At 44.3% G+C, this 18,485-nt stretch carries 15 protein-coding genes and 1 tRNA gene; 14 read left to right on the forward strand and 2 right to left on the reverse strand.

From position 1 onward, the window contains the following. The first annotated feature begins 2 nt into the window (after positions 1 to 2). The 4 genes from Q1W14_RS13970 (at position 3) to Q1W14_RS13985 (ending at position 5,407) form a co-directional block, all read left to right on the forward strand. The gene (locus Q1W14_RS13970) at positions 3 to 1,268 is read left to right on the forward strand and encodes a glycosyltransferase family 4 protein (protein ID WP_300702398.1); all 1,266 of its coding nucleotides are present in this window, start codon (positions 3 to 5) and stop codon (positions 1,266 to 1,268) included. Continuing rightward, positions 1,261 to 2,010: a glycosyltransferase family 2 protein gene (locus tag Q1W14_RS13975; RefSeq protein ID WP_300702400.1), complete on the forward strand. Its 750-nt coding sequence runs from the start codon at positions 1,261 to 1,263 to the stop codon at positions 2,008 to 2,010. Before Q1W14_RS13970 ends, Q1W14_RS13975 begins: the two co-directional genes overlap by 8 nt. Positions 2,011 to 2,735: 725 nt before the next feature. Then, positions 2,736 to 2,948 (forward strand): XRE family transcriptional regulator, encoded by a 213-nt coding sequence (locus Q1W14_RS13980; protein ID WP_300702402.1) that lies wholly within the window; start codon positions 2,736 to 2,738, stop codon positions 2,946 to 2,948. A gap of 131 nt (positions 2,949 to 3,079) precedes the next feature. Next, positions 3,080 to 5,407 carry a DUF4906 domain-containing protein gene (locus tag Q1W14_RS13985; protein ID WP_300702404.1) on the forward strand — a complete coding sequence of 776 codons (2,328 nt, stop codon included), beginning with the start codon at positions 3,080 to 3,082 and terminating at the stop codon, positions 5,405 to 5,407. Positions 5,408 to 5,423: 16 nt separating this feature from the next. On the opposite strand, the gene Q1W14_RS13990 is transcribed toward Q1W14_RS13985, so the two are convergent. Beyond that, complete coding sequence (locus tag Q1W14_RS13990; protein WP_300702406.1) at positions 5,424 to 6,122, reverse strand: NAD-dependent deacylase; 699 nt, start codon at positions 6,120 to 6,122, stop codon at positions 5,424 to 5,426. 144 nt (positions 6,123 to 6,266) lie between these two features. Between Q1W14_RS13990 and Q1W14_RS13995 the strand changes: the two genes are divergently transcribed. The 8 genes from Q1W14_RS13995 (at position 6,267) to Q1W14_RS14030 (ending at position 11,197) form a co-directional block, all read left to right on the forward strand. Further along, entirely contained in the window at positions 6,267 to 6,860 is a 594-nt protein-coding gene (locus Q1W14_RS13995) for an FKBP-type peptidyl-prolyl cis-trans isomerase (protein WP_300702408.1), read from the forward strand. 14 nt (positions 6,861 to 6,874) lie between these two features. Continuing rightward, complete coding sequence (locus tag Q1W14_RS14000; RefSeq protein WP_300702409.1) at positions 6,875 to 7,741, forward strand: FKBP-type peptidyl-prolyl cis-trans isomerase; 867 nt, start codon at positions 6,875 to 6,877, stop codon at positions 7,739 to 7,741. A 252-nt stretch (positions 7,742 to 7,993) separates the two neighbouring features. After that, the gene (locus tag Q1W14_RS14005) at positions 7,994 to 8,458 is read left to right on the forward strand and encodes an Lrp/AsnC ligand binding domain-containing protein (RefSeq protein ID WP_294586510.1); all 465 of its coding nucleotides are present in this window, start codon (positions 7,994 to 7,996) and stop codon (positions 8,456 to 8,458) included. A 10-nt stretch (positions 8,459 to 8,468) separates the two neighbouring features. Next, a complete protein-coding gene (locus Q1W14_RS14010; protein WP_300702411.1) occupies positions 8,469 to 8,780 on the forward strand; it encodes a DUF4491 family protein in 312 nt (103 codons plus the stop codon). Positions 8,781 to 8,900: 120 nt separating this feature from the next. Next, positions 8,901 to 8,974 (forward strand) — tRNA-Ile (locus Q1W14_RS14015). Positions 8,975 to 9,067: 93 nt separating this feature from the next. Beyond that, a complete protein-coding gene (locus tag Q1W14_RS14020) occupies positions 9,068 to 9,484 on the forward strand; it encodes a hypothetical protein (protein ID WP_300702413.1) in 417 nt (138 codons plus the stop codon). Between the two features lie 129 nt (positions 9,485 to 9,613). After that, positions 9,614 to 10,390, forward strand: coding sequence for a DUF5668 domain-containing protein (locus Q1W14_RS14025; RefSeq protein ID WP_300702414.1), 777 nt, complete (start codon positions 9,614 to 9,616; stop codon positions 10,388 to 10,390). A 3-nt stretch (positions 10,391 to 10,393) separates the two neighbouring features. Then, a complete protein-coding gene (locus Q1W14_RS14030; protein ID WP_300702416.1) occupies positions 10,394 to 11,197 on the forward strand; it encodes a LytTR family DNA-binding domain-containing protein in 804 nt (267 codons plus the stop codon). 17 nt (positions 11,198 to 11,214) lie between these two features. Here Q1W14_RS14030 and Q1W14_RS14035 read toward each other — a convergent pair whose 3' ends face one another. Next, positions 11,215 to 12,813: a DUF6377 domain-containing protein gene (locus Q1W14_RS14035; protein WP_300702470.1), complete on the reverse strand. Its 1,599-nt coding sequence runs from the start codon at positions 12,811 to 12,813 to the stop codon at positions 11,215 to 11,217. A 285-nt stretch (positions 12,814 to 13,098) separates the two neighbouring features. Here Q1W14_RS14035 and Q1W14_RS14040 point away from each other — a divergent pair, with 285 nt between their 5' ends. Both Q1W14_RS14040 and Q1W14_RS14045 read left to right on the forward strand, forming a co-directional pair. After that, positions 13,099 to 15,315 (forward strand): glycoside hydrolase family 97 protein, encoded by a 2,217-nt coding sequence (locus Q1W14_RS14040; RefSeq protein WP_300702418.1) that lies wholly within the window; start codon positions 13,099 to 13,101, stop codon positions 15,313 to 15,315. Between the two features lie 164 nt (positions 15,316 to 15,479). After that, on the forward strand, positions 15,480 to 18,485 hold the full coding sequence (locus Q1W14_RS14045; protein ID WP_300702421.1) for a TonB-dependent receptor: 3,006 nt from the start codon (positions 15,480 to 15,482) through the stop codon (positions 18,483 to 18,485).

The raw sequence follows: 18,485 nt of genomic DNA on the forward strand, positions 1-18,485 counted from the left end.
GAATGAGAATACTACTTATAAACACTACAGAAAAAAGAGGCGGACCAGCCGTTGCTGCCGGCCGTCTCATGGAATCGCTCAAGAACCACGGTATCAAAGCCAAGTTATTGGTGCGCAACAAGCAGACCGACCAAATCACCGTCGTGTCACTGGACCAGAGCTGGCGGATGGTATGGAAGTTCGTTTGGGAGCGTATCGTTATCTGGAAAGCAAACCATTTCAATAAAGAAAATATCTTCGCAGTCGATATAGCCAATACCGGAACCGACATCACCTCCCTGCCCGAATTCCAGCAGGCGGATGTCATTCATCTGCACTGGATAAACCAAGGCATGCTTTCCTTGAAGAATATCGAGAAGATACTAGCCTCCGGCAAGCCCGTAGTATGGACTATGCACGATATGTGGCCCTGTACCGGCATCTGCCACTATGCACGCGAATGCGTCAACTACCAGACAGAGTGCCATAACTGCCCCTTCATTCATGGAGGCAGTGGCAAGAAAGACCTCTCCTACCGCACTTTCCACAAGAAAAAAGAGTTATTTAAAAGTAGACACATCAGCTTCGTCACATGTAGCCACTGGCTGGAAGGGCTCGCTAAAAAGAGCGCCTTACTGGACGGACACACAGTGACCTGCATTCCGAACCCCATCAATACGAACCTCTTCAAGCCCCGTAACAAGAAAGATGCCCGTAGCAAACTCCATCTTCCGCAAGATAAGAAGTTGATACTGTTCGGCTCGATGAAGATTACGGATAAGCGCAAAGGCATCGACTATTTAGTGGATTCGTGTAAACTACTGGCAGAGAAACACCCGGAACTGAAAGAGCAACTGGGCGTTGTCGTCTTCGGCAACCATTCCGAGCAGTTGGAAAACTTGCTGCCCTTTAAAGTATATCCGTTCAGTTTTGTAAACAACGAGCACCAGCTGGTGGACATCTACAACTCCGTAGACATCCTCGCCGCCCCTTCGCTAGAAGAGAATCTGCCGAACACCATCATGGAGGCAATGGCTTGCGGCATACCATGCATCGGGTTCAACGTTGGCGGCATTCCGGAGATGATTGACCACCTGCACAACGGCTACGTGGCACAATACAAATCATCCCCAGATCTTGCCAACGGCATCTACTGGATGCTCACCGACCCCGATTATCCGAACCTCTCCGAGCAGGCTTGCCGCAAAGCAGTAGCCCACTATTCGGAAAACATCATCGCGAAGAAATACATCGATCTCTATAATAAAGTAACCGGAAGAAATGCGTAACCACCATCACACCCCGAAGTTCAGCATCATCACCGTGACTTACAATGCCGAATCGGTATTGGAGGACACCCTGCAAAGCGTTATCTCCCAAACCTACCATCATATGGAGTACATCATCATAGACGGCGCTTCCAAAGATAGCACCCTCTCCATCATAAACCGATATAAAGATCGGATAACGAAAGTCATCAGCGAACCCGACAAAGGTCTTTACGACGCCATGAACAAGGGAATGAAACAAGCAACCGGTGATTATCTGTGTTTCCTCAATGCCGGCGACAGCTTCCATGAGGATGATACTTTGCAGCAAATAGTACATACCATCACCGAGAGTGAACTGCCTGACGTATTGTACGGTGAAACCGCCTTAGTAAACAACGAACGGCATTTCCTCCGCATGCGTCGCCTCTCCACCCCGGAAGTGTTGACTTGGAAAAGCTTCAAACAAGGTATGCTGGTTTGCCACCAGGCATTCTTCGCCAAAACATCCCTGGCAGAACCTTACGACCTGCAATACCGCTTCTCTGCCGATTTCGACTGGTGCATCCGTGTCATGAAGAAAGCGCGGACACTACACAACACCCATCTCACTATCATAGATTATCTGGAAGAAGGAATGACCACACAGAACCGGAAAGCGTCACTCAAAGAACGTTTCCGAATCATGGCACGGCATTACGGAATGATAAGTACAGTAGCCCATCATGCGTGGTTCGTACTGCGGGCTGTTATGAAGAAGTAACTCATTCATCCCCGTTTTTTTCCGGCACCGAGAAAGACCTTGTTCCCCGGTGTCGAGCAAGGGGTTCCCCGGTGCCGAACCCTACCTTCCCCGGTGTCGGAGAAACACCCCACTCAGGAGGTATCCTGACGGGGGATAGTTCATAAGAGAGAGAACTATATTAAATTTAAACATTATCACATCTGATCATGACTCTGTTTGAATATATATCCGGCTTACAGGACATATACATCCAACGTGCTGCATATATACATGCAGCATGCTGGATGTATATATGCAACACGTTGCAAGTTAACTTCCAGTAATTCAGAAAAAGAAGACGAAACAATCTTTCATTGTTTTTCTAATTATAAAAATGTATATTTGCGTCCAAATACTAAGTATCAATATGTAAAACCCCTTTTTAATAAGAAGCAGATACATATCTAATCATATTATATAAGTATGCCTCGCTAAGCGTTGCAACTTACAGTGTTTTATTAAATGAATGTAATTAATTCAATATAACCGGAAAAGCGTTTCCATTCTTAAACTTATTAGAAATTGAGCTTTGGCTCTTATTCTCTATTTCCGAAACCGCCAAAATGAAGTAAGTGAGAATAAGTGAGTGAAGGTTCACGCTGTATGGGCGTGGACTGTTCGTACTTATTTACTTACGGGGTGCTTGGCGGTACCTGGAAATAGAATAAGTCGAATGGTTCCGCCTTTTTTTATACAGCTGACCTATGATTCACATCGGACATCTCATTGAAGAAGAGCTACTGCGGCAAGAACGATCCGCCGGATGGCTTGCCGGAAAACTGTACTGTGACAGGACGAATATCTATAAGATATTCAAGCGCGAAAGCATCGACACCGACTTGCTTCTACGCATATCTAAAGCTCTTAACCACAACTTCTTCTACCACTACAGCAACTCATTGACTTGCGATTCGTGATCTTGAAGACCACTAATTATCTTATACTATCTGCAACCTCCCAAGAGGAGAATGCAGATAGTATAAATTATTTCTTCTCCATTACTTAGAATAAAAGATGTTTAATAATAGTTTAAGAAACAGATGAAATCATGAAAAAGATTCAATTCGCGCTTTATGTTTTGCTGACCAGCCTTTTGGCAGCATGTACAGAAGAGGTAATAAACCGAACTTCGCCGGAGCCTTCGGAAGAAGATTTGGAAGAAGTGTCCCTGCAATTGCAGTGTCTGCCCGTGCAAATTGCCGGGGAAGAGTGGGGTGCCAGATCCAACACCCGTGTTGCCGACGCTAGCATACTAGACAACTTAATCAGCAATATCCTGGTTTTTCAATACGACAAGTCGGGCAATCAAATAACAGCTCCACATTATTATACCTTACCCGCCAACACTACCGGATCGGCTACTATTAAAGTAATGCTGCGCCCAGCCACCGACTGCCAAGTTTATATCATAGCCAATACCAACAGTAATACATGGCTCAACGGTGCAGATGTATCGACTTTGACCAAGTTGAAGAATCTTACTCATACTTTTGACTCTGAAGATGATGTGTATGGAGGTAACAGCAAGAACCTACTAATGTCCGGCAACATAACCGGCATTACAGTCAAGGCAGGGCAAAGCAATACGCTAAGCAGTATCTCTCTGGAACGGATGCTGGCAATGATCACTTTTCAATACAAATTCGCAACTGCCGACCTGGCGACAAAACTGAAAGTAACCCGTATTACTTTGAACAGTGTACCTAATATATTGCAAATAGGAAAACCAACGGGCAATTATCCGTCTACAGTCAGTTCGCCGATAGAATATTCTGCCATTATCTCCCCCATTGCCGGGACTTACTACACCGGATATGTACCCGAAAACTTACGGGGAACCTCAACCAATACCGACCAGAAAGATAAAAACGAGAAAGCTCCGGCAGGTGCCATCTCCATCAAGCTATATATAGATTCGGAAATGGATGGCAGTAGCTATGTATATACGGTATATCCGGGTGAAAACAACTTCAATGACTTCAACATCAAACGAAATTATAAATATACGTTGACTCTCAACCTGAAATCGTCCGGTACGGATTCCCGCGTGATGGCAGCACCTGCCAATTGCTTTGTACTGAAACCTGAATCCAGTATCACCTTCGACCCTTACGAACGTCCTGAAAAAGGAGGCGGATTCGACTATTCCGATTATGTAAACAAGACAGTGTCTGCCAAGAAAATCAGCAGTGTAAAGATATTGTGGCAGACCGGAGACGGAACCAATTTCGCCATAGGAAAGAACAGCGCCGCAACTCTAGTCTATCTGGACAATCAAGACAAAATACACGTTACAGCGGGCAAGATTAATGGCAATGCGGTAATAGCAGGTTACAATAACGCCAATGAAATTGTGTGGTCTTGGCATATCTGGGTAAACAGCGATTCTCCGGCACAGATTACCAAAGCAATACCTTATACAACCTATGACTGGGATGCCACCGGCATAAAATCTTCCGACCCCAATGTCCGGGTAAGCGGGCGCCCCGTCATGTCGTGCAACCTGGGAGCACTGAATAATAATCTTGACCCATTGCATCCTGATGCATCATCTTACGGATTACTGTACCAATGGGGCCGGAAAGATCCGTTTCCACAAAACAAGACAGTAGTACTTTCCGGTCAATTTCCCAATTCTTCAGATTACATAGTAGCGGTTTACGATAATGCAGGAGTGCAAATAAAGATGAGTTCCACCGTAGGTACCGGCGAATTATTTCAAACTATCATGACTAATGCGGCAATCGGCAATATCGGATATACCTTACTCCACCCTACCCATTTCCTTAAATCTTCAGATATATATCCAACGGCTGCAAGTGATTATATAAATGCAGGTGACTGGTACTGGGGACATAATGACAGATTATGGGGTGGAAAGCCCTATTCGGAAGCATCCAAGGTATTTGAGGCAGATACACCACATCCCATATTATTGGCAGATAACGGAGCGACAGAAAAATCCATATTCGACCCTTGCCCTTCGGGCTGGATGCTGGCACCAGGAGACATGTGGCTAGGTTTCACCAAAACCGGATACAATGTAGAGAGTGATCCTACTTTACAATCAATCAATTGCTCGGAATCGACAACAAGTCTCCCCAAATATGGCTATCACATCTATATGCAAGGGTGGAAAGGCGGAGCTACTACTTTCTTTCCAACTCAAGGACTTCGAGTACCCAATGGAACCCTATGTCAACTTGGAATTTGCGGTAATTACCATACCTCTTCACCAGGTAAAGACGGTACGGTATATATCTTCCATCTGCATACCACCTCATCCTTATACCTAGTAAGAATATTTGAAACCGTCTATGACTATACCCGCCGCTGCGTAGGCGGGCCTGTCCGCTGTGTACGTGAAATAAAGTAGCGGAATACAAACCTAATTACGGCTCCAATATCATACTTAGTTCTTTCACGCCTTCCGAAGCCCCTTTCTGAATAATGTGTATTCGCCTCATAGAATGTGTATCTACCGGCTTCGGGTCAATAAGGTAAACCTCCGCCTGCCGGGTTACGTAATTCAGTAACCCGGCTGCCGGATATACATTCATAGAAGTACCGATGATAACAAAGATATCCGCTTTCTCTACGTACCCGATAGCCGTTTCTATCTCCGGTACCGACTCGCCGAACCAGACAATAAAAGGACGAAGTTGTGTACCGTCTCCGGCTTTATCGCCTAGTTTCACATTGTATTCTTCTGGGCTTAATTCTTTGATAAAATGCGGATTATAAGGATCACGGCTGGAGCAAACTTTCGTAAGTTCACCATGTAAGTGGATAATGTGCGAACTACCTGCACGTTCGTGTAGGTTATCTATATTTTGAGTAATAACAGTTACATTGAAATGCTTTTCTAGTTCTGCCAATCCGATGTGACCGGCATTCGGCTCTACTTCGAACAATTGCTTACGCCGCTCGTTGTAAAAGTTAAGCACCAGTTCCGGGTCGCGAGCATAACCTTCCGGGGTCGCCACCTGTTCCACAGGATATTTATCCCACAGACCTCCCGCATCACGAAAAGTACTGATACCACTCTCGGCACTCATCCCCGCACCAGACAAAATAACTAAATTCTTCATAGCTCCTTTCTTCCTTTTCAATTTTGTTTCTTACAAAAATACAAAAGATAGTCATAATTGATACATAAATAAGAAAAATTAAATAACGAAAAGCCCTATCATTCAAATAAAAGACGTACTTTTGCCCCTCATAAAAAAGTAAACATGGATAAATTCAGTTATGCTATCGGCCTCGGAATAGGTCAGAATCTTTTAAGCATGGGTGCCAAAGGCATCGCAGTTGATGACTTTGCACAAGCAATCAAAGACATATTGGAGGGCAACCAACCGGCTATCAGCCACAACGAAGCCCGTGAAATAGTAAATAAATACTTCGCCGAACTGGAAGAGAAAATGAACACTGCCAGCATTGAAACCGGCAAGAACTTCTTGGAAGAAAACAAAAAACGTCCCGGTGTCGTTACTTTGCCCAGCGGACTTCAATACGAAGTTATCAACGAAGGCAATGTAGGACACTATGCCACTGCTACCGATCAGGTACAATGTCACTACGAAGGTACTCTGATTGACGGAACACTGTTCGACAGCTCCATCAAACGCGGCGAACCTGCTACATTCGGTGTAAACCAAGTAATCCCAGGATGGGTAGAAGCTCTTCAACTGATGCCCGAAGGTGCCAAATGGAAACTCTTCATCCCCAGCGACCTAGCTTACGGTGCACAAGGTGCCGGCGAAATGATTCCCCCGCACAGCACATTAGTTTTTGAAGTAGAACTATTGAAAGTTTTAAATAAATAACAAGTTAAAGCAAAATGAAAAAAGTAACATTTCTTATGGCTCTTGCAGTAGCTGCCGGTTTGGCATCTTGTACTGCACAAAGTCCGAAAGCAAATTTGAAGACGGACATCGACTCATTGTCTTACGCTATTGGTATGGCACGTACTGAAGGTTTGGACCAATATTTGGCACAACAAGGTATCGACTCTACCCAGATGACTGAATTCCTGAAAGGTTTCAACGAAGGTGCAGCTAAGATCGACAAGAAAGACGCAGCTTATATGGCTGGTATGCAAGTAGGTCAAATGGTTAGCAAACAATGGGTAGAAGGCTTCAACCAACAAATTTTCGGTGGTGACTCTACACAAACTATCAGCCGCGAAAACCTGTTGGCAGGTTTCCTCGCAGGTGTCCTGAAGAAGAACAACGTAATGGACATGGCTAAGGCTCAAGCTTTCATGCAAACTCAGATGGAAGCCATCAAAGAAAAAGCAAGCGAAGCTAAATATGCCGACAACAAAGCTGCCGGTGAAAAATTCCTTACTGAAAACAAAGGTAAAGAAGGCGTTGTAACTACTCCTAGCGGTTTGCAATATAAGATCCTTACCAAAGGTACAGGTGCTATCCCCGCTGATACCAGCAAGGTGAAGGTTAACTACAAAGGCTCTTTGATCGATGGAACAGAATTCGAAAGCACTTACAAAAATAACCAACCTGCTTCTTTCCGTGCCAACCAAGTTATCAAAGGTTGGACAGAAGCTCTGACTATGATGCCTGTAGGTTCTAAGTGGGAGCTTTACATCCCTTACGAATTGGCATACGGCTCAAGAGAAACCGGTGGTCAAATCAAACCGTACTCTACATTGATATTCGAAATAGAATTACTCGATATCGAGAAGTAAGATAAAAGTGATATAGTGATAGGGTGGTAAGGCGATATGCTTTACCACCCTATTGTTTTATAACCCTATCACTTCAGCACATTGCTTTACCACCTTATCACATCACTCCTCTATCACTTCACCACATTATCACCTTACCACCTATTTTTCTCTTTTATTCATTTTTTCCTTCCTTTTCATAGATAAATTAAAATAAAGTTCTATATTTGCTTACTATTTGATAACAACATGAACTTTACTTAATTTATAATTATGGAAAAAATAGACAATCTTGACCGTCAGATTCTGGAAATCATTTCCCAGAATGCCCGTATTCCGTTTAAGGATGTAGCTGCTGAGTGCGGTGTGTCACGTGCTGCCATTCATCAACGCGTACAACGCCTGATCGACTTAGGAGTCATTGTCGGTTCTGGTTACCATGTTAACCCCAAGTCTTTGGGATACAGAACTTGTACATACATCGGAATCAAACTCGAAAGAGGCTCTATGTATAAAGCCGTAGTTGCCGAAATGGAGAAAATTCCCGAAATCGTGGAATGCCACTTCACTACCGGCCCGTACACCATGTTGACCAGAGTGTATGCCCGCGACAACGAGCATCTGATGGATTTGTTGAATAACAAATTGCAAGAGATCCCCGGTGTTACTGCTACAGAAACGCTGATATCACTTGAACAAAGCATCAAGAAGGAAATACCTATTTGTCCGGAAAAGTAATAATTAATATATGAATTTCTTAAACGAATATCATTTGTCGGGGCTTGTCATTGGCATTTGCACCTTTCTAATCATCGGCCTGTTCCACCCCGTAGTTGTGAAAGCCGAATATTATTGGGGCACCAAATGTTGGTGGATTTTTCTACTGTTAGGCATTGCTGGCAGCGTCGCATCCCTTTGCGTGGAGAATATACTAATAGCCTCCTTATTGGGTGTATTCGCCTTCTCCTCCTTCTGGACTATCAAAGAAGTCTTTGAGCAAGAGGACCGGGTGAAGAAAGGCTGGTTCCCCAAAAATCCCAAACGAACGTACAAATTCTAAGGGGTAAATGATTCACGTTTAAGGACAAAGCAATAAAGTTCAAAGTATTTTCATCTGAACTCTTGCATATTCCAGTAGAAAATACTACTTTTGCCCCCGCTATCCAAACAAGGATACACCGGACTTGTAGCTCAGTTGGTTAGAGCAACAGACTCATAATCTGGAGGTCCCTGGTTCAAGCCCAGGCTGGTCCACAAAACGAAAAGACTCATCTTTGAACAAGATTGAGTCTTTTTTAGTTTATATAGCCTCCAGATTATGAGGCTGTAGCCTTAACAATAACTATTATGAAATACGGAGTCACTCAGCATACGCTACTTATCACCGCCGGAACAATATGGTTGTTAGCCGGTATAAATATCCTGCGCATCGGATTGATGTGCTGGATTGGTGACCACCAATATTGGTGGTTCAAAGTATGCGAGGCCAGCCTCATATTCCTCTTGTTTTTTGGCATTATCTTTCACAAGCTATACAAGAAACATACCCTTCGCATTTCGCAGAAAAAAGGAAAACATTGTCCATTTTCATTCTTCGATGTGCAAGGATGGATTGTCATGGTATTCATGATTATTATCGGCGTAGTTGTACGTGTCTATCACTTACTACCCGATTCTTTCATAGCAGTATTCTATACCGGATTATCGTTAGCACTCATTGGTACAGGCTTGCGATTTATCAGATATTGGTGGAAAAACAAGTAATTTCCTTTCTGAACTCACCGATTTATATCCGGTATTCATCGGGCTTTCCACCCGTAACCGGCTGAAAAGCATTTATCACGCCAAAGAATTCATCTACTTTTGCATTATCAATCATAATAATTAGAAACAATGGAAGAAAAACATGATTTCCCATCACAAGCAGGCTTCGGAAAGATGCTGGTAGCAACGCTTTTTATCCTGGCAGGAGGATTGTTATTTGCCCATAACATGGGATTTATAACAAATGAATGGTTTGACCTTTTGGTCGCCTGGCATTCACTCTTCATTATATCGGGTATATACAGTATCGTCCGTCAACGCTATGTTTTTGGGAGTATCTTGTTGCTAATAGGCATTTATCTGCTGGGCAGCAAGCTGATGTGGTTCCCCGACAACTCTCAGGCTATGCTTTGGCCATTGGTTCTGATATTTATTGGAGTACTGTTTCTAAAACCACACAATCATAAGAACTGGGATAAACGTGGAATGTACGTCCGCAGAAAAATGGCACAAAAGATGGCAAACCGGAAGATGGGCATTAAGGAAGAGCAGCAATGCCAATCGGAAGACGGCTTCCTATATTCCACCAATTCTCTTGGTGCCGTGCGCCACGTTGTGCTGGATGAGCTCTTCAAAGGAGCCAGAATAAGCACGTACTTCGGTGGCACCACTATTGATTTGCGTCATACCCATATAGCACCCGGAGAGACATACATGGACGTGGATTGTAACTGGGGAGGAATAGAGTTATTTATCCCGTCCGACTGGAAAATACAAATAAAGTGTAACTGCTTCTGCGGAGGCTGCGAGGACAAGCGCTGGCAAGGAGCTCCCCGAAAAGAAGAAGGATGCATACTCATTATTCGAGGAAATGTATCTTTCGGGGGATTAGAAATCAAAGATTAAACTATGGAAACTCATCCAATAACTGATTATACTTATCGCTGGATTCCAACAATCGCCATAGCACTGCTACTGGCAATAGTACAAATTACTCTTTTAAGATACTACACCCACACCGACTGGTTGCCGACACTCATTGATAGCATCACAACTATCGGATGGTTCACTGTATTGGCATATCTGGCATGGTTCGTGGTAGGAACCATTTCTATAGTCAGAACAAAAATCATTATCACGCTAACCGGCATTTTAATCTGGTTGGCGGGAAGTTTCATGATATGTGATATTATGGTAAGAATAGCAGGATTATCTTATATCCCTTTCATGACAACTATCCCTTTCCGCTTATTATTCGGTATACCAACCTGGATAGCAATTCTTCTTTGGTATCACTTACTCATTGTAGAAGATGCGACAGCTCAGGATTCCAACTTCATTCTTCCTAAAGAAGAACCGATTGAGCCACAACCACAGGAAGAATGTATTGACCGGATTACCGTAAAAGACGGAGCACGAATTCACATCATTAAAGTAGAAGAACTATTGTATGTTCAGGCTTGCGGAGATTACACTACGCTGATAACTCCCTCCGGAGAATATATCAAGGAACAAACCATGAAGTATCTCGAAGCCAACCTACCGGCGGATAACTTCGTACGTATCCATCGTTCTACCATTGTGAATGTAACTCAAATATCACGGGTTGAACTATTCGGAAAAGAGACCTATCAACTGATACTCAAGAATGGGGTGAAGTTGCGTGTGAGTTTGTCCGGTTACCGGTTATTGAGGCAGAGACTAGGAATTTGAGTAGGTGGGGAGTAAGGTTACAACTTCATCACCTCCTGCTCAAAAGTATCCTTATCTCCCACAGCCTTATTACGCATCTTGCTTCGATAGTTATAAATAGTAGCCAAAGAATAACCCAGGAAATTGGCGATATGGCTGCTATCAGTTACTCCCAAACGGATCAGTGCGAATATACGAAGCTCAGTTGTAAGATATTCGCCCGATTTGGGGTAAATCTTTCCGTCTTCGGACAGTAGATCATTAAAAGAAGATATAAAGTTGGGGAACAGTTCAAGGAAAGACCTGTCAAACTCATTATAGAACTCCTTACGCTCGTCACGAATAAACTGCTCGGATTTAATGGCCTTGAACAGATCGTCTATACGCGAAGCCATTGCTAGTTTGGCTAACGAGCGGCGATAAGATTCCAGTTTGTCCAGATAAGATACACATCTGTCCAGGTAACGGGCGATATAAACCTCTTTAATCTTACCGGTCAGCATCAGTTCTTCATTCACTTTCTTCTTTTGCTCGTAGGCAAGGGTCAAGTCTTTCCGCATGACCGACAACTTCCTCATGTCACGATACAAATATATGATGGCAGCAAGCAAAAACAAAGAAAGCAGGCTGACACTTATCAGGAGAGTACGCGAAATGTCTCGCTCCTTTTCCTCTTTCAGTTTATAGGCTTTATCGATAATGGGAAAGAACTGAGTAACCTCGACAAAACGCAACCGGGCATTGCAGGCTACGGCATCTTCCATCGAACAACTCAGATATTTATAGGCACGATTCAAGTCGCCTGCTTCATATACCAAGTAGGCAAGTTTCTGTAAAGAAGCATATTCACGGACACCTAACTTTAAATCTATCATAGCAGTCAAAGTCAGATAATAAATCTCTTTCTGAATGTCTCCCTGTGCGCCATGCGCTTCGGACAAAGTATAATAGATGAATCCCTTAAAACGTTCGTCCGATGTATTCTTTAATATAGCTGATAGTGTAACTATGGCGGAGTCGGGTCTGTTATTCGCAATCTCCTTTTCTGCCCAAACCAGACTTCTATCGACACTGGGAGGCAAAATCATTAAGACTGAATCCCGATAAGCATCCGTTTTTTGCAGATACTTCACTTTCTCGGCATCATTGGTGGTGTAATCGGCCACCCAGCCAAAATACGCTCGATAGGTGCGGTAATAATAAGCTAATGTTCCTTGCTCCAATTCGGAAGGGTTCACTTGCCTAAGCTGTTCAAGGGCTTCATTGTACATGCCCATCATTCCCATTACTTCCCCACGATTGATGAAAACCTCGTTTTTGAACTCTACATGGTTCAATAGTGGCAGAAGATTCATCTTTTCATTGACATAGTAAAGGGCGGAATCGGCTTGATAATTCAGATAAGCCTTAAACAAGGAACCACATAGTTCGTACATTTCCTTGCTATCCTTTGAATGTTCGAGATTTAGCTTCAAAGCAGTAATCTCTTTTTCTTTCTGAACATGATAAATGTTTTTGTTACCAATGATCTGATCGAGTTTTTGTAGCACTTCTTCATTATTACCATTTTCGGCCGCCTTTAAGCAGGAAGCCATAACTAGCAAGAATGACAGGAAAAGAAAGCGTATATTTATCATCATTTGTACTTCATTATAGATACACAAATATATAAAAATTAGTGGTTACAGTAGGTATTTCATTGAGATTCTTTTCATTTGGACTTATATTTTTAGCAATACTCTACATATTCAATCAGCTATTTATCAATATATTAACGTTATACAGCATTTACATTTTTATTCTAATTATCAAAAGCCGCTTGTTTGGCTTCTAAATTTGCAGCGTTCGGACGAAACAAGGATATAACACAGCCTTCATACGTATGAAACAACAATAGATAACCAATCAATACCATTAATAATATGAACATTAAAAAAGGACTTTCACTTATTGCATTGCTTTGCATCTCGTTCGTTGCAAGCGCACAACAAAAACTGAGTTCTCCGGACGGTAATCTGGAGATGACTTTCAAACTAGACGGACAAGGTTGTCCCACTTATGACTTAACTTACAAGCAGAAAGACGTCATCAAGACCAGTAAACTGGGATTGGAACTGAAGAAGGAAGACGCTGATGCCAAAACCGATTTTGAATGGACAGCGAAGAAAGACGTAGACAAACTGGACAGCAAAGCCAACTTATTCAGTGGTTTTGAGATTCAGAACGTAAAGACCTCTACAGCTGACGAAACCTGGCAACCGGTATGGGGTGAAGAAAAAGAGATTCGCAACCATTACAACGAGTTGGCCGTAACGCTGAACCAACCCACCAACGACAGACACATCATTATACGCTTCCGCCTCTTCAATGACGGACTGGGATTCCGTTATGAATTTCCACAGCAGAAGAACCTGAATTACTTCATTATCAAAGAAGAGCGTTCACAGTTTGCCATGGCTGGAGACCATACGGCTTACTGGATTCCGGGAGACTACGATACGCAAGAGTATGATTACACTGTATCACGTTTGTCGGAAATCAGAGGTCTGATGAACAAGGCAATCACTCCCAATTCTTCGCAAACTCCCTTCTCACAGACTGGCGTACAGACTGCTTTGATGATGAAAACCGACAATGGTCTGTACCTCAACCTGCATGAAGCCGCATTGATAGATTATTCCTGCATGCACCTCAACCTAGACGACAAGAACATGATCTTCGAATCATGGCTCACCCCGGATGCCAAAGGCGACAAAGGTTATATGCAAACTCCTTGCACTTCGCCCTGGCGTACCGCTATCGTAAGCGATGATGCCCGTAACATCCTTGCTTCACGCATCACGCTGAACCTGAACGAACCTTGCAAGATTGAAGACACTTCCTGGATCAAACCCGTGAAATACATTGGTGTATGGTGGGATATGATTACCGGAAAAGGTTCATGGAGCTACACCGACGAACTTTCGAGCGTAAAACTGGGAGAAACCGATTACAGCAAGACCAAACCTAACGGCAAGCACTCTGCCAATACCGCCAATGTGAAACGTTACATCGACTTTGCTGCACAGCACGGATTCGACCAGGTACTGGTAGAAGGCTGGAACGAAGGTTGGGAAGACTGGTTTGGCAAGAGCAAGGACTATGTATTCGATTTCGTAACTCCTTACCCCGATTTCGACGTAAAAGAGCTTCAAAATTATGCTGCCAGCAAGAACGTAGAGCTGATGATGCATCACGAGACTTCGGGTTCGGTACGTAACTACGAACGTCACATGGACAAAGCTTACCAGTTCATGGTGGACAATGGATATAACTCTGTAAAGAGTGGTTATGTAGGAGACATCATTCCCCGCGGCGAACACCATTACGGTCAGTGGATGGACAACCATTACCTGTATGCCGTTAAAAAAGCAGCCGACTATAAAATCATGGTAAATGCTCACGAAGCTACCCGCCCCACCGGTATCTGCCGTACATACCCTAACTTGATCGGTAACGAATCAGCCCGTGGTACAGAATACGAATCATTCGGCGGAAATACCGTGAACCACACCACCATCCTGCCTTTCACCCGTCTGATTGGTGGTCCGATGGACTATACTCCGGGTATTTTCGAAACTCGTTGTAACCAAATGAACCCCGGCAACAACTCACAAGTTCGCTCCACACTGGCACGTCAACTGGCATTGTACGTCACTATGTACAGCCCATTGCAAATGGCAGCCGACATCCCCGAGAATTACGAACGCTTTATGGATGCCTTCCAGTTCATCAAAGACGTAGCCATAGATTGGGACGAAACCAAGTATCTGGAAGCTGAGCCGGGAGACTATCTGACCATTGCACGCAAAGCCAAAGGAACTAACGACTGGTATGTAGGCTGCACAGCCGATGAAAACGGTCATACTTCCAAACTCGTGTTAGACTTCCTACAACCGGGCAAGCAATACATCGCAACCGTATATGCCGATGCAAAGGATGCTGACTGGAAAGAGAACCCGCAAGCCTATACCATCAACAAAGGCATCGTAACCAGCAAAAGCAAACTGAACTTGCGTGCGGCAAGTGGCGGCGGTTACGCTATCAGTATAAAAGAGGTAAAAGATAAATCAGAGGTAAAAGGATTGAAAAGATTTTAGGGGATCAAGGGGTGTATATATGCAGCGCACGGGATATATACATGCAGCATGCGGGATATATACTTCCAACGCGCTGGATATATACTTCTAACAAACGGATAATATAGCTCAATAGGTGTTCCCCATAAAACACCGAATATAAAGGACTTACACATCAAAAGATAATGAAAAGAAATACCTTGTTAAACTCCCTGCTTCTATTGATAGCAGGCTTGCTCCTGTCCGTCGACGCATTTGCCCAGCAGATGGTCGTGAAAGGACTCATCAAAGACACAACAGGCGAACCGGTTATCGGCGCCAATGTGGTAGTGAAAGGCTCTACGAACGGTACAATCACCGACCTGGACGGCAATTTCCAGTTACAAGCTAATAAAGGTGATGTGCTTACTATCTCATTTATCGGATTCAAGACTCAGGAGGTACCTGCTGCAGCTTCTTTGAATGTAATTTTGAAAGACGATACCGAACTGCTGGACGAAGTAGTAGTAATCGGTTACGGTTCGGTGAAGAAAAGCGACCTCAGCGGTTCGGTGGTAGCCATCAAGGCCGAAGAGATGAACAAAGGCGCTGTTACTTCTCCGCAAGAGCTGATTATGGGTAAAGTCCCCGGTCTTTCCGTGAGTCAGGGTGACGGTGCTCCCGGTGCCGGATCAACCATCCGCATCCGTGGAGGTGCTTCATTGAATGCCAGCAACGACCCGCTGATTGTGATCGACGGCGTACCCGTATCAAACGATGCAGCTCCCGGCACACCCAATGCCCTTGCTACCATCAATCCGAATGACATTGAAACCTTCACCGTACTGAAAGACGCTTCGGCAACCGCTATCTACGGTTCACGCGCTTCCAATGGTGTAATTATCATCCAGACCAAGAAAGGAACACAAGACAAGGTAAAAATAAGCTATTCGGGCACTTTCACAGCAAAAGACCCTTATAACCGCATCGAAACACTGGATGCAAAATCCTTCCGTGAAGTAATGCTGGCACAATATCCCGAAGGAGCTACTTCGTCGGAAGATATCCAACGGATTCTGAATGTATATCCTAACCAAAGCACTGATTGGCAAGATGCCATCTATCAGACCGGCCTTAGCACAGACCAGAACATCAGCATTGCCGGTAAAGCCGGATTCCTGCCTTTCCGTGTATCTTTAGGTTACAATAATGAAAGAGGAACACTGAAAACTTCTAAGTACGAACGTTACACAGGTGCCTTCAACCTAAGCCCTAAGTTCTTCGACAACCATCTGAGCGTAGATATCAACGTGAAAGGTACCATCAATAACAACAACTTCGCTGATTCGGGTGCCGTTGGTGCCGCCGCCTTCTTCGATCCTACCAAACCCATCTACGACGAAGAGCAGCGCTATAATGGCTACTGGAACTGGGGAAATGTATCGGGAGCACAAGCCGACCTCGCAACCCAAAATCCATTGTCTTTACTTTACGATAAGGACAACCACGGTACTACCAAACGTAGCTTGGGTAATATCCAACTGGACTATAAGATACATGGTCTGGAAGACCTGCACGCCAACCTGAACTTAGGCTACGACATAGCTAAAACTACCGGAAGCAACTTTGTAAATCCCGGCTCCGTACAAAGTTCATTGGACAAAACCTTCACCGGCTTGGGACAAGGCAACACCTGGAATAACCTCCGCCGCAACCATCTGCTGGATTTCTATCTGAATTATGCCAAGAACATCGAATCTATCAAGAGCCACATCGACGTAATGGCAGGTTATTCATGGCAGCACTTCTACTATGCCAACCACGACATGGGATTCTCTAACACCACCGAAAACATCGGTGACAAGGTAGGATATAACTATAATGCCGATCAGAAGCAGTACGTCCGCACCGACCACCGTCGCATTCCCTACGAGAACTACCTGATTTCATTCTTCGGACGTTTGAACTATAACCTCATGGACCGCTACCTGCTTACTGCCACCTTGCGTCGTGACGGTTCTTCAAGATTCAGCGAAAAGAATCGTTGGGGACTTTTCCCTTCGGCCGCCCTTGCCTGGACTATCAGCAACGAATCGTTTATGAAAGGCACCGAAGACGTGCTCTCTAAGTTGAAACTTCGCGTGGGTTACGGTGTAACCGGTCAGCAGGAAATCGGAGATTATCAATATATCACTTCTTACTCATTCAGCACCAATCCCAATACCAGTTATTTGGGCACTACACTGCTGAAGCCCAACGGTTACAGTCCGAACCTGAAATGGGAACAGACCACCACTTATAACATAGCCATCGACTACGGCTTCCTCAACAACCGCATCAACGGTAGTATCGAGTATTATCAGAAACATACCAAAGACTTGCTGAATACCATCAGTGCCGCAGCCGGAACCAACTTCGTCAACGAAATTACCGCCAATGTGGGTAAGATGGAAAACAAAGGTGTGGAATTCAATGTGAATGCCGTAGCCATCCAAAGTAAAGACTTCACTTGGGAACTGGGATATAACATCACTTGGAACGACAGTAAGATTACCAAGCTGACCACTGCCTTCAACCCCGATTATCAAGGGATCAATGCAGGTACAAACCAGAAACACCAGGTAGGTGAAATGCCCGGCACCTTCTATCTGTATCAACAGGTATATGATGAGAACGGTAAGCCCATTCAGAATGCATTCGTTGACCGCAACAACGACGGTCAAATCACCGAAGCCGACCGTTACCTCACCCACAAGAGCCCGATGGCGAAAATCTATATGGGCTTCAGCTCTCAGTTCAGTTACAAGCAGTGGGATTTAGGTTTCAACCTGCGTGCCAACCTGGGCAATTATGTGTACAATGGCGTAGCATCGAGCAACAGCACCTCCAGCAACTACGGTGGTAAGGGCTTCCTGACCAATCTCTACAAAGGTTTCCAGAACACAGGCTTCACGTTGCTGAATTCCAGCGAACAGATGGCAAGCGACTACTTCCTGGAGAATGCTTCATTCCTCAAGATGGATAACATCACGTTAGGATATTCTTTCCGCAACCTGTTCGCAGCCAAACTATCGGGACGCATCAGTGCATCGGTACAGAATGTATTTACCATCTCCAAGTACAGCGGACTCGACCCCGAATGTGGAGCAATTGACTCTAACATCTGGCCTCGCCCCCGCACATATAGCATAGGTTTAAATCTTAACTTTTAA

The sequence above is a fragment of the Bacteroides sp. genome, from assembly GCF_030151085.1.
In the GTDB taxonomy this organism is placed as follows: domain Bacteria; phylum Bacteroidota; class Bacteroidia; order Bacteroidales; family Bacteroidaceae; genus Bacteroides.

Bases quoted from the DNA above. Each gene is read 5' to 3' on its own strand.
- Q1W14_RS13970 (WP_300702398.1), top strand. From the start codon at position 3: ATGAGAATACTACTTATAAACACTACAGAAAAAAGAGGCGGACCAGCC.
- Q1W14_RS13975 (WP_300702400.1), top strand. From the start codon at position 1,261: ATGCGTAACCACCATCACACCCCGAAGTTCAGCATCATCACCGTGACT.
- Q1W14_RS13980 (WP_300702402.1), top strand. From the start codon at position 2,736: ATGATTCACATCGGACATCTCATTGAAGAAGAGCTACTGCGGCAAGAA.
- Q1W14_RS13985 (WP_300702404.1), top strand. From the start codon at position 3,080: ATGAAAAAGATTCAATTCGCGCTTTATGTTTTGCTGACCAGCCTTTTG.
- Q1W14_RS13990 (WP_300702406.1), bottom strand. From the start codon at position 6,122: ATGAAGAATTTAGTTATTTTGTCTGGTGCGGGGATGAGTGCCGAGAGT.
- Q1W14_RS13995 (WP_300702408.1), top strand. From the start codon at position 6,267: ATGGATAAATTCAGTTATGCTATCGGCCTCGGAATAGGTCAGAATCTT.
- Q1W14_RS14000 (WP_300702409.1), top strand. From the start codon at position 6,875: ATGAAAAAAGTAACATTTCTTATGGCTCTTGCAGTAGCTGCCGGTTTG.
- Q1W14_RS14005 (WP_294586510.1), top strand. From the start codon at position 7,994: ATGGAAAAAATAGACAATCTTGACCGTCAGATTCTGGAAATCATTTCC.
- Q1W14_RS14010 (WP_300702411.1), top strand. From the start codon at position 8,469: ATGAATTTCTTAAACGAATATCATTTGTCGGGGCTTGTCATTGGCATT.
- Q1W14_RS14020 (WP_300702413.1), top strand. From the start codon at position 9,068: ATGAAATACGGAGTCACTCAGCATACGCTACTTATCACCGCCGGAACA.
- Q1W14_RS14025 (WP_300702414.1), top strand. From the start codon at position 9,614: ATGGAAGAAAAACATGATTTCCCATCACAAGCAGGCTTCGGAAAGATG.
- Q1W14_RS14030 (WP_300702416.1), top strand. From the start codon at position 10,394: ATGGAAACTCATCCAATAACTGATTATACTTATCGCTGGATTCCAACA.
- Q1W14_RS14035 (WP_300702470.1), bottom strand. From the start codon at position 12,813: ATGATAAATATACGCTTTCTTTTCCTGTCATTCTTGCTAGTTATGGCT.
- Q1W14_RS14040 (WP_300702418.1), top strand. From the start codon at position 13,099: ATGAACATTAAAAAAGGACTTTCACTTATTGCATTGCTTTGCATCTCG.
- Q1W14_RS14045 (WP_300702421.1), top strand. From the start codon at position 15,480: ATGAAAAGAAATACCTTGTTAAACTCCCTGCTTCTATTGATAGCAGGC.